The following is a 13,840-nucleotide window of genomic DNA, read 5'->3' as shown; positions in this document are numbered from 1 at the left end:
GAAAACCATGTTCAATCCCGAATTGAGCGAATTGCAATTCATGGTGTTGCTGACCGCGCTGGCGGCGGGCGTCGCCGGCTATCAGCTGCGCGCGCGGCTGCTGCCGTGGCTGCGCCGGCTGCTGCTGCGCCGCATGCGCCACTTCCAGCCCCATCCCTATCTGCAACGCCTGCAACAACAGGACGAGGCGCCGCTGGCCCATCGCCGCCGCGCCGAGCCGGATCACACGCGAAAATGAAATCCAGCCATACCGCCACCCAAGAAGCGCCGCCGCCGGCCGCCGCCCCGTCGCTGGGACTGGGCGCCTGGAGCGTCTACTTCATCGCCAAGCTGCTGCTGTCCTGGCAAGGCACGCTGAACCTGCACCCGCTGCCCAACCTCGCCTTCGCGCTATTGCTGCTGATCCCAGTCTCCGGCAAATTGCGGCTGCGCGTCCGCGCCGCGCTGGCGCTGGTCGCCGGCGCGGCCCTGCTCTACCACGACAGCTGGCTGCCGGCGCCGGAGATCGCGCTGCAGCAGCTGTCCACGCTGAAAGGCTTCAGCCTGCACTATCTGCTGGACCTGAGCAGCCGGCTGCTGTCGCTGTCGCTGCTGACCGGCGCCATCATCCTCTTGTGCGGCTACTGGCTGCTGTCGCGCTATCTGCGGCTGGGCGTCATCGTGGTGATTTCGCTGCTGGGCCTGAGCGGACGCCAGTTGTGGCAGGACCGACCGCAGACGCCGGCCGCGGCGGTGGCCGACAGCGGCGCCGCCGCGCCGACCGCCGGCGCGCAAACCGCGCCGCAAACGCCGGATCAACAACTGGCAGCCTTCTTCAGCAGCGAGGGCCGGCGCTCGGTAAACTTCCAGGGGCCGCTGGCCGACCCCGGCTTCGACGTGCTGTTGCTGCACATCTGCTCGCTGTCCTGGGACGATCTGCGCACCATCGGGCTGGACAAGCACCCGTTGCTGGGGCGTTTCGACTTCCTGTTCAATAATTTCAATTCCGCCACGCCGTACAGCGGTCCGGCCGCGCTGCGCGTGCTGCGCGCCAGTTGCGGCCAGCCCAAGCACGCCGAGCTGTACCAGAGCGCGCCGGACAACTGCTATCTGTTCCAGGATCTGGCGGCGCTGGGCTTCAAGACCGAGCTGACGCTGAACCACGACGGCAGCTTCGACGACTTCCTGAAGCAGATTCGCACCGACGGCCGGCTGAACCAGCCGCTGATGTCGCAGCAGGGCCTGCCGGTAGGCTTGCGTTCCTTCGACAACAGCCCGATCTACAGCGACTACGCGGTGTTGAATCGCTGGCTGGAGCAGCGCCAGCAGGACAGCAGCGCGCATGTGGCGACCTACTACAACACCATCAGCCTGCACGACGGCAACCGCATCCCGTCCGCGCCGGGGCTGAACACCATGGACAGCTATAAATACCGCGCCAACCGCCTGTTCGCCGATCTGTCCCAGTTCATCGATCAGTTGGAGAAGAGCCATCGCAAGCTGATCCTGGTGATGGTGCCCGAGCACGGCGCGGCGCTGCGCGGCGACAAGCAGCAGTTCAGCGGCCTGCGCGAAATCCCGACGCCACACATCACCATCGTGCCGGCGGCGATCAAGGTGATCGGCGGACAGGGCCATCCCAGCCAGGTGCGGATAGACCAACCCAGCAGCTATCTGGCGGTGTCTACCATCCTGTCGCGGATGATGGGCAAGAGCCCGTTCGGCGCCGACTACCAGCCGGCCGACTTCGCCCGCGAGCTGCCGTCCACGCCGTATGTGTCGGAAAGCGCCAGTTCCATTGTGATGCAGAGCGGCAAGCGCTTCCTGTTGCAACAGGACGGCGGCGACTGGACCGAGTACCCGGTACAGTAACGCCCGCTCCCAATGAGAAAGCCGGTCGCGCCGCAATGCGTGACCGGCTTTTTCGCGTCTGGAACGGCGCTGTTACGGGCTGGCCGCGGGCAAGGGCCACGGCGCCGGCAAGGCGGGCTCGGACACCTCGGCCGACGCCTCCTGCCGACCGGCGACCGGCTCCGCTTCCAGCAGCCCGACGTCGGCCACGCGGCGCGAACCGGCCCGCAGGCGCTGCAGATTGGCGCGGATGTCCTCGCGGTCCGGCGCGATGCGGGCTGCGCGTTCCAGCAGCACGATGGCGGCGCCGGCGTCGCCGGCCTTCACCAGCTGCAGCGCCAGGCGGTTGATCGCCTCCGGCTGGTACGGATGCTGCCAGTACCAGGCGCGCGCCGCCTCCAGCTCCGTCCGGGCCTGGGCCGGGACCGGCGCCGCCGCCGCGATGCCCGCCGGCAGCGCCAGGACGACAGCCAGGCAAATGGACTTCAGATTCACGCCATCCTCCTCAGAAGCTCGAATACGGCTGCAACGGCTCCACCGGGAACGGCAGCGTCAGCGACGCGCCATCCGGCTGAAAGCGCAGGTAGAACAGGGCCCGGCCCGGCTGGTAATACTGCGAATGCTGGTATTCCAGCATGCCGCCCAGCGCCAGCCGCGGCGTCAGCTGATATTCGAAGGCTCCGCTCAACGAGGTGCCCCAGCCTGGGCCGGAGCTCGCGCTGGTATACGGATCGCCGGCCTGCGCCTGCAGGTCCGGCCGGGTCGGATAGAACGGCGACGCCGATTCGCGCGCGCTGGAAATCGACGCCGACAGCCGCGCCAGCCAGCTCCAGCGCTCGTTGCGCCCCGCGTAGCTGAGCGGCAGCGACAGCGAGTTGTAGCGCTGCGGGCTGTAGTAGCCGCCCTGGCCGAAGGTGAACTCGCCCAGATTCTTCTGGTACCAGAAATTGATGCTGTTGACGCCCACCGTCAGCTGTCGCGTCGGCGCTTTCAGCAAGCGCCAGTAGACGCCGCCCATCGCCGTCAGCTTGCGGTTGTCGGCGACGTTCTCGCCGCTCAGCTGCTGGTAGGCGAAATTGGACCACACGCCGAAGCGCCCGCCCTTGTCGTAGCCCAGGCTGCCGCCGACGCCGGTGGCGACCACCCCGCCCCAGGTCTGGCCGGTATAGGGATCGCGCACGCCGGCATAGCTGAGCAGCGAGCTGGTCACCGGGCGGCGCGAGGCCTCCAGCTTGTAGTTCAGCATCGCGACGCTGTCCGAATAACGGACGCCGCCTATCACATTGGACACCGGGAAGCTTTGCGGCGTGCTCCCGACATCGACCCGCCATTGCTCGTTTTCGTAACCAAGGCCCAGCGCCACGCCCTGCGCCGTCTGCGCTCCATAGCGCCCGGCGCAGCTCTGGACGTCGGCGCCGGCCGCGCAAGCGGCGATGGAGGCGAAGCGCTGCAGCGCGTAAGCGTTGTCCGGGCTGTTGTCCAGCGAACCGGCCTTGATGCTGACGGCGTCGGCGCGCAGGAAATAGCGCCCGTCGCGCGGCGCCGGCGACTCCACCAGCAGCGGCGCCTGCCACATCATCAACTGCGACTGGCCCGGCGTGCCGTTGTCGGCGCTGCGGTAGCTCAGGTCCACACCTTGCCAGATCTTGACGCTGCGCGCGTCCAGCAACTCGGCGTAGCCCTCGTGCAAGCCTTCCTGCTGCGCCGATTCGGCCGGCACCGGCCGCAACGGTTGGCGTCCCGGCGGCAAGCCGCCGGTCTCGGCCGGCGCCTGCGAGGCCGGCGCGAAGCCGGCGCGATACCATGCCAGCGCCTGCTCGGGCCTGTGCGTCTGCCGCGCGCGCCGGGCCGCCTGCCCCATCAGGCCCGGACTGTTGACGCCCCGCGCCAGCAGGCCGGCGATTTCGCGGTCCAGCCTGTCGGTGTCGCCGATCTCGCCCAGACGGTTCATCGCCCTCAGCCGGAAGTCCAGGCTGCGTCCCGGCTTGTCTTGCAGCAGCTGGTTCACGCCCTGCTCGGCCAACTGTCTGTCGCCGGTCTTGATGTACAGGTCCACCAATTGCAGCTGGGCTTCGTCGTCGTCCGGTTTCGCGTTCAACACCTGCAGCAGGCGGGCACGGGCGGCGTCCCAGCGCCCGGCGTCCATATCGTAGTCGGCCAGCCTGCGTTGCAGCCGAGTGTCCTGCGGCGCCGCCTGCGCGGCCCGGGCCAGGATGGCCTGAGCGCCGGCGTCGTCGCCGGCCAGCCGCGCGCGGTCGGCCTGGAGCGCCGCCAGCGTCGCCTGCAGACCCGCCAGCTGCTGTTTCTGCTCGTCGCTCATGTCCTGCCGCGTCTTCCCGGCGGCCTCCAGCAGCGGTTCGGCCGCCGCGGCGTCGTCCAGGCCCAGCAGCAGGTCGGCGTACGCCAGCTCGTTGTCGGTGGACGGCTGCTCCAGGTATTGCGACAGCAGCAGCTGGCGCGCGTGATCGGCGTCGCCGGCCCGCAGCCAGGCTTGCGCCAGCTCGGACAGCCGCGCCGGATCGCCCCGCATCTGGCGCTCGGCGCCTTGCAGACGCCGCCTGGCCTGAGCGGCCCGGCCCAGCGCCGACTCGGCGTCGGCCAGCCGTATCGTCTCGCGCAGCCAGATACGGCGCTGCAATGCCGCCATGCCCTCGCTGCGCGCCGCCGGCGGCACGCGCTGCAGCGTGGCCAGCACCGCGCCGTCATTGTCCAGCTTGGCCTGGAACAGCGCGTAGGCGTACAGGCTTTCCGGGCTGGCCGCCGGCTCGTCGGCCAGCTGGCGCAGCATGGCGCCGCCCTTGCCGGCGTCGCCGGCGGCCAGCCAGGCATTGGCCAGCGCGAAGCGGTTCCAGACGTTACGCGGCTGCAATTCCACCGCGCGTTGCAGATGCGGCAAGGCCTGCCGCGTCTGCCCCTGGGCCAGCAGCCGGTCGCCCAGCTCGCGCGCCACTTCGGCGCGGGCGGACAGATAGGAGGCGCCCAGCGCGCGTCGCTGCTTCTGCGGCAGATCCTGCAGCATCCGGTCGGCGTCGGCGTATCGGCCGGCATCCAGATAACCGCGCAGCAGGCCAGCCAGCGCCTGGCCGCTGTCCGGCTTCCTATCCAGCGCCCGGCGGTACAGCTGGCGCGCCTGCTCGGCGCGGTTTTGCCGCGCCTGCCATTCGGCGTCGGCCAACAGCACGTCGACGCCGGCGGGCTGCAGCTTGCCGGCCTTGTCCAGCAGCGCGCGCGCCGCCTGCCATTGCCGCGCGTCCATCGCGGTCCGCGCCTGCGCCAGCGTCTCGGCCAGTTGCGCGTCGGCGACGCGGCGCTTCCAGCCGTCGTCGCCTGATTGTCCTGCCTTCCGGTAGCTGGCCACCGCGTCGGCGTAGCGGCCCTGCTTCTCGCGCAGCCGCCCGAGGTTCTTCAGATACTGCGGCTGATTGCCGTAACGGCCGGCGGCCAGTTGCAGACTCTTTTCCGCCGCGGCCAGCTGGTTGGCGTCCAACTGCTTGTCGGCCGCCAGCAAGGCGCGGTAGGCCGGGTCGGCCAGCAGCTCACGCTGCTTGCGCCTCCCCTCCTGCAAGGAATCCAGCCGCGCGCGGATCAACTCGTCGTCCGGCACCGCCTGCAGATAGGTCTGATAGGCATCGGTCGGCAGGTCCGCCTGCTGCAAGGCCCTGCGCCACAGGCTCAAGGCCTCGTTCCGGCTGTCGGGAAACTGGCTCAGCGCCTTCAGCTCGGCCAGCAGCTGCGGCGAAACCGGCGGGCGCTGCAGCTGCACGCCGGCCAAGGTCAACCGGTTTTTATGATTGGACGGGCTTTGCCGTATCAGCTTTCTCAATTCGGCCTGGCTGCGCGCCCAGCCGCCATTGGGCAGCCTGGACACCAATTGCCAGTACTCCAGCTCCAGCGCGCCCGACGGCGGCGGCCCTTGATAGAGTTCGTTGAAGGCGGCGTAGGCCTGTTCGTACTTACCGCTGTTGAACAGCGAGCGCGCGGTCAGCAGCTTGTTGCGGTCCGGTCCCATCACGCGCCGCAACTGCTCGACGCGGGCGATGCCGGCATAGCCCGGATACTGCTTGCGCAATTGCGCCAGCGTCTTCTGCACATCCCTGTCCTGCCGCTGCTGCACCTGCACCAGCGCCTGCAAGGTCAGCGCCTCCGCTCTGTCCTGCGGCGTCGCGGCATGGATGCGCCGCAATTTGTCCAGCGCCTGCTGCGCTTCCAGCGGCCGGCCCAGCGATTGCCACAGCCTGGCCTGCTCCAGCAGCGCCTGCGCCGGGTCCACCGCCGCCGGCGCGGCGTGCAAGGCCGCGCTCAGGCCCAGCGCCAGCAAGGCGCTCAGGACGCGGCGCATGCTCCCTCCCAGGCCGGCCGGAGTTCACCGCCGGCCTTGAACTGGTAACGGCCCTGCTGCCAACCCTGGCCGAACAGCGTCAGCACGTGATCGTAGTAGGCATCGGGCCGCTCGGACAGCGGCATCGCCTCGACGCGCAGCAGCTGCGTCTGCAGCGCCGCGTCGTCGCCCTGCGCCTGCAGGAAAGGCAGCAGCGCCGTCGAAAAGCCTATCGGCCCGGTGCCCTGGGCCTTGCCGTTGCGGGTGTCCACCGTTTCCGGCGGCAGGCCGGTTCTGGCGACCCATTGCGCCATCGGCTTCAACTTGCCCAACAGGGCCGCGCGTTCCGGCGCCTCCGGCGCCAGCATGCCGGCCCACAGATAGACGCGGATGGCGTTGTAGCTGCCGGACGCCTTGCTGGCGTCGTCGGCGACGAAGCCGTTGCGGTAGGCGATCCAGTCCGGCGCGAAGCCGGCCGGCGCGCTTTCCAGCAGCATGCGTTGCGAAGTGCCGCGCAGCGCGGCCCAGCCGGAGCCGGGCAAGGCATTCGCGAGACGCGCGAGCAACTGCGGCGGCAAATAGCTGGGGTTCAGCCGGGTCAGCTCCGGCTTGCGGAAGCCTTCGCGGCCCGGCAGCAGCGTCAGCCCCAGGCCGGGCAGGTCCGCCACCTCCTCGCGCAGGATGCGCAAGGCCAGCAGCTTGCCCAGCGCGGTGTAGCGCGGCTCGCGCCACAGCCTGCCGGCCTCCAGCAGGTTGTAGGCTATCCACAGATCGGAATCGGACGCGCTGTTGGCGTCCATCACGCCCCACTGGCCGTCGGGGCGCTTGCCCCATTGCCAGGCCGGCAGCCTGGCGCTGAGGTCGCCGCCGGCCAGATTGTCGCGCGTCCATTGCAATAGCTTGTCGAAAGCCGGCCGATCATTGGCGACCAGCGCGAAGAACAGCGCGTAGCTCTGCCCTTCCGACGTCGTCGGCTGGCCGTCGGCGCCGCGGTCCAGCACCCGGCCGCCGTCGGAAACGAAGTGCCCGCGGAAATCCTGCCAGGCCGGCCAGCCGTCGCACGGCGCCGCCTGGGCGGAGGCGAAGGCCAGCGCGCCCAGCGCCGCCAGGCACGCGCGTCGCAGCATGCTCATCTCAGGACCCTTTCAGACGGCGGGCCGCCAGCGCCTTGAACAGCCGCAGGATCGAGAAGGCGAAGATCAGCACCGCCAAGGCGGACAGCCCGGCCAGCAACAACGGATGGGCGGACAGGAATAGCCAGATCCAGGTCCACAGCGGCAGGCTGCCGACGTAGTAGACCGGCCCCAGTTGCTGGCTGTCCACGCTGTCGCCGCGGATCAGCACCGCGCTGCCGGACATCTGCGCGACCTTGCCGTCGTCGGACAGCGCGCCGGTCGCGGCGCTCATCGCGTCCGGCTCGCTGCCGGTGACGATGACGACGCTGCGGCCGCCGGCCAGCGGCGACTCCAAGCCCAGTATCGCCCCCAGCCGGCCCTGGGCGGCAAAATCGGCCTGGCCGTTGATGCGGCCGCCGGCCGACTGTCCTGGCGCCTGGCCCAGGCCCGCCGGCATGGTGTCGGCGTCGCCCTCGGCCACCTTGCGGCTGGCGCCGTCCAGCGAGGTGGGCAGCTTGTCGCGCCAGGCCTTCAGCAGCCCCAGACTGCGGGCATTGCCGATCACCAGCAGGTCCTTGTCCTTGACCCCGTCCAGCGCGCCCTCGTCGACCAGCCGGTAGCGCAGCGCCGGGTAGCCGGTGGACTGGCCCATATTGCCCATCACATTGAGGAAGGCGCCGATGTCCTGCTGCGCCGGCTGCCTGGGCAGCACCACCGCGGTGTCGGCCAGATCGGCCATCCGGGTGAACGGGTAGCCCGAGGTGGCGAACAGGCCCAGATTGGGCATCGCCGCGTAATGCGGATACGCGCTGAAATCGACGGTGGAGTCCGGATCGATGGACGCGCGGTTGCCATCGGCCAGATTATTGGCGCACTCGCCCTGCTTTTCAGCCGAGAACACGTACTGGAACTGCATCTCGTTGCGGCTGCCGACGCGGAACGGCGGCAGCAGGATGCGGTCGATATTGCTGAGCAGGCCGTTCTCCAGCACCGGCAGACGCAGGCTGGTCTGGGTGCTGCCCAGGCCGCTGGCGTTGAGGTTCAGGCTTTGCACGAACAATTCGTTGATGCCGATGTTCAGCCGGGAGCCGGCGGCCTGCTGCTGTCCGGTGTAGCGGAACTTCAGGTCCAGCGGGATGCCGCGGCTGCCCCAGGTGAACAGATCCCCCGGCACGCGGAAGGAAACCCGCACCGGCGCCGGCTGCTGGCCGGTGACCTGCAGGTCGCGCGGATTGTCGACCAACTCGCCCAATTTGGTGGGCCGGTCCGGCCGCACCCAGTTCGGCGCGTCATACGGTTTGCGCGGCGCCGCCAGCTTCAGGCCGCGCACCGTCACCTGGCTGCCGCTGATGCCGGCCTGGCCCAGCACCAGCGCGTCGGTGGCCAGCTTCAGGTCCTTGTCGTCGCGGCCCATGATCAGCAGCAGCTTGCGCTCGGGCCGGTCCGGATGCGGCATGATGCTGATCGTCGGCGCCGACACCGGCGGCAGCTTGGCCAGAAAGTCCGGCCGCTGGCTATTGGTGGCGTAGACGATCATGTGCTGCGCCGCCGGCAGGCTGTTCAGCGCGGCGCTGTAGCGCACGCCGCGCCAGCCGGCCTGGGCGCCGAACCACGAGGCCAGTTCGCCGGCAGCCTGCAGCGAGGTCGTCGACGGGCGCGCGGCGAACACGAAGGGCAGCTTCAACGGCGAGAAGTCGCGGCGGTCGAAGAACGGTTCGGGGAAATAGCTGAGGTCGTTGACGAAGGGCAGCGCCTGCACCGTCAGCTGCAAGTCGCTGGTATTGCTGATCTCCGCCCACAGGCTGCTGTGGGTTTCGTCTTCGCAACGATTGGTGTAGTGGCCGATCAGGCGGAACTTCAGCTGGTTGAAATTGGCCAGCAGCCGCGGATCCAACGCCAGGCTCAGCTGCTGCGGCTTGCCGCCCTGCTCCTTGGGCAGGGCCAGCACCGACACCACCTCGTCGTTCAGCAGCACCTGCACATGCGACAGGTCGGCCAGCATCGCCGGCGAGAAGGTATAGCGCAGGTGCAGCGTCAGCCCGGTGATCACCTCGTCGCCGCGGCTGCCGAAACCGACGCCGACCATGCTGTTGTCGCCGCGCATCTTCAGCGGATAGCCGGCGCCCATCTGCTTGAAGCTGAGGGTGCGAACGGAAACCAGCGGCGCCGCCTTGGCCGGCTCGGAGGCCGCGACGGCCTCCCCGGTGGCGTTGGCGGTCAGCGCCGGCGCCGCCAGCAGCAGGCCGGCCAGCGCGATGGACAGGGTTTTTCTTGGTATGCGGCTGATCATTTGTTGTCCCGATAAATATGCGGCTGCCGCGGCAGCAGGCTGCCCAGCCAATTCCAGAAGCCCGCCCAGCGACTGCTGCGGACCATCAGCGGCGAAGCCGCCTGCAGCGCCAGTTGCCACAGGCTGCGGCCGCCCATGCGCCAGATGTCCCAGGCCCCGCCCAGCGGCGAGCCCTCGTGCCTGCGCTCGTCGGTCTTCAGCCAGGCGTCGGCGCGGCCGAATGTGCATTGCACCAGCGCCATCTCGTCGTCCAGCGTCATGCCGACGAAGCGGACGCTGAGCCGCCCGCCCTTGGCGAACACCAGGCGGCAAGACAGCGCGTGGCTGCGGCCGCTGCGGCGCATAGACACCGTCAGCAGGGTGTTCTGCTTCAGTCTCAGCTTCAGGCCCTCCGGCAGCTCCAAGGCCATGCCGCCTTCCGAATAATCGATGGTGTGGCAGGGATAGACCCTGCCGTCCGGAAGGTGCAGCGACACCGGCAGCCGGCTCTGCACCCGGTGGGAGACCCGAACCTGGCGCAGCTCGCGCGCCACGCCCAGCGCGACGCCGAGCAGCAGGGTGTTGTAGCCCACCCAGAACAGGTTCACCACCACGGTGCCGATCTCGTCCGACGGACCGGTCCATATCCGGTAGACGCCGAAGCCGACGCCCAGCAGGTTCAGGCCCAGCAGAAACAGATAGGGCTTGGTGATGTTCCAGTCGACATGGTCCTGCTCCACCAGGCCGCCCTTGGCGGTGACGTTGAATTTGCCCAGGCCGGGGAAAAACAGCGCCACCGTCGTCGGCAGCGTGATGTACCAGGCCAGCACCGTCTCGTAGACCTCGCCCCAGAACGAACGACGGAAGGCGCCGTGCATCCGCGAGTTGGACATCACCGAGAACACCATGTGCGGCACCACGTACAACACCAGGCCCAGCGCCGGCGCGTAGATGGTGTAGGCGTGGAACAAGAGGAAGGCCAGCGGCGCGGTCAGGAAGACCAGCCGCGGAATGCCGTACAGGAAGTGCATCATCGCGTTCAGATAGCAGAAGCGCTGCCCCAGCGTCAGTCCCTTGCCCAGCATCGGGTTGTCGCTGCGGAAGATTTGCGCCATGCCGCGCGCCCAGCGTATCCGCTGGCCGACGTGGGCCGACAGGCTCTCGGTGGCCAGGCCCGCCGCCTGCACCAGATTGATATAGGCCGAACGATAGCCGCGCCGGTGCATCTTCAGCGAGGTGTGCGCGTCCTCGGTGACGGTTTCCACCGCGATGCCGCCGACCGACATCAGCGCCTCGCGCCGCAGCACCGCGCACGAGCCGCAGAAGAAGGACGCGTTCCACAGATCGTTGCCGTCCTGCACCCGGCCATAGAACAACTCGCCCTCGTTGGGCACCCTGTCGCGGGTGTCCAGATTGCGCTCGAACGGGTCGGCCGAGAAGAAATGGTGCGGCGTCTGCACCAGCGACAGCTTTTCGTCCTTCAGGAAGCCGCCCATCGTGGTCTGCAGGAAGGAGCGGGCCGGAATGTGGTCGCAGTCGAAAATGGCGACGAAGCTGCCGTCGGTCAGGCCCAGCGCATGATTGATGTTGCCGGCCTTGGCGTGCTTGTGCTCGCTGCGGACGATGTAGCCGACGCCGATCTGGGCGGCGAATTCGCGGATTTCGTCGCGGGTGCCGTCGTCCAGGATGTGCACGCGCAGCTTGTCGGCCGGCCAGTCTATGCTGGCCGCCGCGAACACGGTGGGCTTCAACACCCGCAGCGGCTCGCTGTAGATGGGGATGAACACGTCGACGACGGGCCACAGCGAGGTGTCGGCCGGCAGCGGCACCACTTTGCGCTCCAGCATCCAGGACGACTGGAAGAAGCCCAGCAGCAGCACCAGCCAGGCGTAGACCTCGGCGCCCAGCAGAATCACGCCGGCGATCAGATTGGGCCAGCTGTCGTCATTGATGGTGGAAGTGGTGCGCCACCAGATGTAGCGGGTGGACACCGCGATGGAAAACACCATCAGGATCAGCGTCGGCACCGGACCGGGGATGCGCCGCACCCACAAGGCCATCGCCAGCAGCACCACGGTGAACACCGCCTGCGAATACTCGTCGAACGGCGTGGTCACCAGCACCACGCCCAGCAAGGCCGCCAGCAGATAGCAGCCGGCCCGGATCGCAGCATTGCGCCACCAGGCGTGTTCGGCGAAGGCCTCCACCGAACCGCGCTGGCGGACCGGATCGAACAGCTGCGGATAGCGCGCCTCCAGCCAGGACGAAACGCGATGGCGCCGCTCGACGGCGGCCGCCAATGCGTGGCGACCGAATTCGAGCAAATGGGGCAAGGCCGTCTGCCGCCCGTGGTGGCTCCGGGGGCTCGGCGGCTTGATCAATGACAGCCAGATCAGCTGCAACAGGATGCGCAAGGCGTCGGCCGGCCTGGGCCGGGCGAAATCGACCTGCGGAAAGTAGCGGCGCGCGGCGGCGCCCCAGGCGGCCCAGCCCGCGGCGGGCGTGACGATGAACAGCGACAGCAGCAACAAGGCGGGGCGCGGCGCATCGGCCGGATGCAACAAGCCCAGCCGCAAGCCCCAGTCGCGCCAATCGGCCGCCGGCAGCTTCATGTCTCGCTCCGGTGAGCGTCCAGCCGCACCGACAGCCAGGCCGCCAGCTGACGCAAATCGTCGGCCCCCTGGCTGTCCGGCGCGTAATCGAACAACGGTTGCTGCTTGGCGAAGGCCTCGCGCACCGCCTCGTCGCGGTGAATGGGCAAAGGCGCCAGTCTGGGACCCAGCGTCTTGCGCAGCATCAATTCGACGTCGCCGTCCAGCTTGCGTACGGGATTGAAGTGGTTGATGGCGAACAGGATGCGCTCCGGCGGCAGGCCGCCGGCCACCAACTCGGCCTCGGTCATCTCAAGCAGCGCGCAGGACGCCGGCTCGGCCGACAGTATCACCAGCGCGTGGCTGGCGGCATTCAGACCCTGCTCGCGCTCGGCGACGCCGGATGCCGGCAGGTCCAGCACCGTGCGCTGCCCGGTCCGCGTCTCCAGCCGCGCCAGCTCGTCGCGCAGCCAGCCGTCCTCCGGATCGTTCCGATTGGCGTCGACGCCCACCCAGCCATGCGGCACCAGCGTCAGATGGTGATCGCCGACCTCCCAGGCCGCCCGCATCCAGTCGGCGCCGGCATCCAGCCTGCCGCGCCAGCCGTCGCCCTCGTCCCAGGCCATGCCGAAATGCAGGCGCAGCAGATTCTGCCGGCACAAGTCCATCGCCAGCACCGGCCTTTGCTGCCGCTGCCACAACAAGGCCAGCGACGCGGCCACCGTCGTGGCGCCACAGCCGCCCTTCACGCCGCATACCGCCAGAATCGCCATGTTTCGCTCCATCAAGCCGTATCGCTCGCCACTTCGCGCTCGTACGCCGCCCCATCCCCTTGCGCCGGCCCGGCGCCGCAATAAATCGCCTTCAGCAAAGGCCAGCGTTCGCAGACCTCGATCACCGCGGCATCCTGGCCTATTTCCTGATAGTGAAAATCCGGGCACTGCAAGTGGATACGCAAACGCGAAGTGTCTTTATGCATACAGTATGGATGAGTTTCAGAATTCAGCAGGTCATCGCTCTTGTAGTGATCACGTGACCTTCTGACACATATGTACGATCGGAAATTTCCGATAAACCATTGATTGTAATGAATGCAAAATGGGAATGTAAATATATTTGAAATACGGCATATCGGAATACACTGCCGCAAAAAGCAACTGAGCGATTGCTAATATTCAACAATTCGACGGGCGAGCCCGATGGGAAGCGCCCGCCAAATATCTGGATAGAAACGACAAAATTAAAAATACATTGTCATTTCATGATGGGGAAATTATGCAATTCGTTGGTAAAAACCCGGCCTGCCAGGCCGCCGATAATCCAATGGCAATACGCGGCGCGGCGCAACACGCCGCAAGGCGGCGCGTCGGCGCGCCGCCGCTCAATGCGCCGAGGCCTTGGAGAACAGATTGATCACCGCCACGCCGGCGATGATCAGCCCCATGCCGGCGATCGCCGCCGGATCCAGCTTCTGGCCGTACAGCAGCCAGGCGATCAGCGATACCAGCACGATGCCTATGCCGGACCACAAGGCATAGGCGACGCCGACCGGAATATGGCGCAGCGTCTGCGACAGCAGATAGAAGGCCAGCAGATAGCCGCCGGCGGTCAGCAGCGACGGCCACAAGCGGGTAAAACCGTCCGAGGCCTTCAGGGCCGAGGTGGCGACCACCTCGGACAGGATGGCGCCGATCAGGAACAGCCAGACTTTCATCAA

The 13,840-nt window shown here is 68.0% G+C and carries 10 protein-coding genes; 2 read left to right on the top strand and 8 right to left on the bottom strand.

Features of this window, described 5'->3' with window-relative positions:
• Window positions 1-7 precede the first annotated feature (7 nt).
• Window positions 8-238: a hypothetical protein gene (locus CXB49_RS08380; protein ID WP_101707972.1), complete on the top strand. Its 231-nt coding sequence runs from the start codon at window positions 8-10 to the stop codon at window positions 236-238.
• Window positions 235-1,851 (top strand): cellulose biosynthesis protein BcsG, encoded by a 1,617-nt coding sequence (bcsG, locus tag CXB49_RS08375; RefSeq protein WP_101707971.1) that lies wholly within the window; start codon window positions 235-237, stop codon window positions 1,849-1,851. The genes CXB49_RS08380 and bcsG overlap by 4 nt, the downstream gene beginning before the upstream one ends.
• A gap of 72 nt (window positions 1,852-1,923) precedes the next feature.
• On the opposite strand, the gene CXB49_RS08370 is transcribed toward bcsG, so the two are convergent.
• The 8 genes from CXB49_RS08370 to CXB49_RS08335 form a co-directional block, all read right to left on the bottom strand.
• Window positions 1,924-2,325, bottom strand: a complete 402-nt coding sequence (locus CXB49_RS08370; protein ID WP_101707970.1) for a hypothetical protein — start codon at window positions 2,323-2,325, stop codon at window positions 1,924-1,926.
• A gap of 10 nt (window positions 2,326-2,335) precedes the next feature.
• Window positions 2,336-6,169 carry a cellulose synthase subunit BcsC-related outer membrane protein gene (locus CXB49_RS08365; RefSeq protein ID WP_101707969.1) on the bottom strand — a complete coding sequence of 1,278 codons (3,834 nt, stop codon included), beginning with the start codon at window positions 6,167-6,169 and terminating at the stop codon, window positions 2,336-2,338.
• Entirely contained in the window at window positions 6,154-7,275 is a 1,122-nt protein-coding gene (bcsZ, locus tag CXB49_RS08360; protein ID WP_199406807.1) for a cellulose synthase complex periplasmic endoglucanase BcsZ, read from the bottom strand. The genes CXB49_RS08365 and bcsZ overlap by 16 nt, the downstream gene beginning before the upstream one ends.
• Window positions 7,276-7,282: 7 nt before the next feature.
• Window positions 7,283-9,553, bottom strand: coding sequence for a cellulose biosynthesis cyclic di-GMP-binding regulatory protein BcsB (gene bcsB / locus CXB49_RS08355; RefSeq protein ID WP_101707967.1), 2,271 nt, complete (start codon window positions 9,551-9,553; stop codon window positions 7,283-7,285).
• Window positions 9,550-12,144, bottom strand: a complete 2,595-nt coding sequence (gene bcsA / locus CXB49_RS08350) for a UDP-forming cellulose synthase catalytic subunit (protein ID WP_101707966.1) — start codon at window positions 12,142-12,144, stop codon at window positions 9,550-9,552. Before bcsA ends, bcsB begins: the two co-directional genes overlap by 4 nt.
• Window positions 12,141-12,896, bottom strand: coding sequence for a cellulose biosynthesis protein BcsQ (bcsQ, locus tag CXB49_RS08345; RefSeq protein ID WP_158300679.1), 756 nt, complete (start codon window positions 12,894-12,896; stop codon window positions 12,141-12,143). Before bcsQ ends, bcsA begins: the two co-directional genes overlap by 4 nt.
• A gap of 11 nt (window positions 12,897-12,907) precedes the next feature.
• Window positions 12,908-13,102, bottom strand: a complete 195-nt coding sequence (gene bcsR / locus CXB49_RS08340) for a BcsR/BcsP family cellulose biosynthesis protein (protein WP_101707964.1) — start codon at window positions 13,100-13,102, stop codon at window positions 12,908-12,910.
• A 402-nt stretch (window positions 13,103-13,504) separates the two neighbouring features.
• The gene (locus CXB49_RS08335; RefSeq protein WP_101707963.1) at window positions 13,505-13,837 is read right to left on the bottom strand and encodes a multidrug efflux SMR transporter; all 333 of its coding nucleotides are present in this window, start codon (window positions 13,835-13,837) and stop codon (window positions 13,505-13,507) included.
• Window positions 13,838-13,840: the final 3 nt, after the last annotated feature.

It is taken from the genome of Chromobacterium sp. ATCC 53434, from assembly GCF_002848345.1.
Lineage (GTDB): Bacteria > Pseudomonadota > Gammaproteobacteria > Burkholderiales > Chromobacteriaceae > Chromobacterium.
The sequence above is the reverse complement of the archived record's forward strand: the minus strand, read 5'-3'. Positions and strand labels throughout refer to the sequence as shown.

Excerpts from the sequence above, each read along its gene's own strand:
- bcsZ (WP_199406807.1), bottom strand. The coding sequence starts at position 7,275 with ATGCTGCGACGCGCGTGCCTGGCGGCGCTGGGCGCGCTGGCCTTCGCC.
- bcsR (WP_101707964.1), bottom strand. The coding sequence starts at position 13,102 with ATGCATAAAGACACTTCGCGTTTGCGTATCCACTTGCAGTGCCCGGAT.
- CXB49_RS08335 (WP_101707963.1), bottom strand. The coding sequence starts at position 13,837 with ATGAAAGTCTGGCTGTTCCTGATCGGCGCCATCCTGTCCGAGGTGGTC.
- bcsB (WP_101707967.1), bottom strand. The coding sequence starts at position 9,553 with ATGATCAGCCGCATACCAAGAAAAACCCTGTCCATCGCGCTGGCCGGC.
- bcsQ (WP_158300679.1), bottom strand. The coding sequence starts at position 12,896 with ATGGCGATTCTGGCGGTATGCGGCGTGAAGGGCGGCTGTGGCGCCACG.
- CXB49_RS08365 (WP_101707969.1), bottom strand. The coding sequence starts at position 6,169 with ATGCGCCGCGTCCTGAGCGCCTTGCTGGCGCTGGGCCTGAGCGCGGCC.
- bcsG (WP_101707971.1), top strand. The coding sequence starts at position 235 with ATGAAATCCAGCCATACCGCCACCCAAGAAGCGCCGCCGCCGGCCGCC.
- bcsA (WP_101707966.1), bottom strand. The coding sequence starts at position 12,144 with ATGAAGCTGCCGGCGGCCGATTGGCGCGACTGGGGCTTGCGGCTGGGC.
- CXB49_RS08380 (WP_101707972.1), top strand. The coding sequence starts at position 8 with ATGTTCAATCCCGAATTGAGCGAATTGCAATTCATGGTGTTGCTGACC.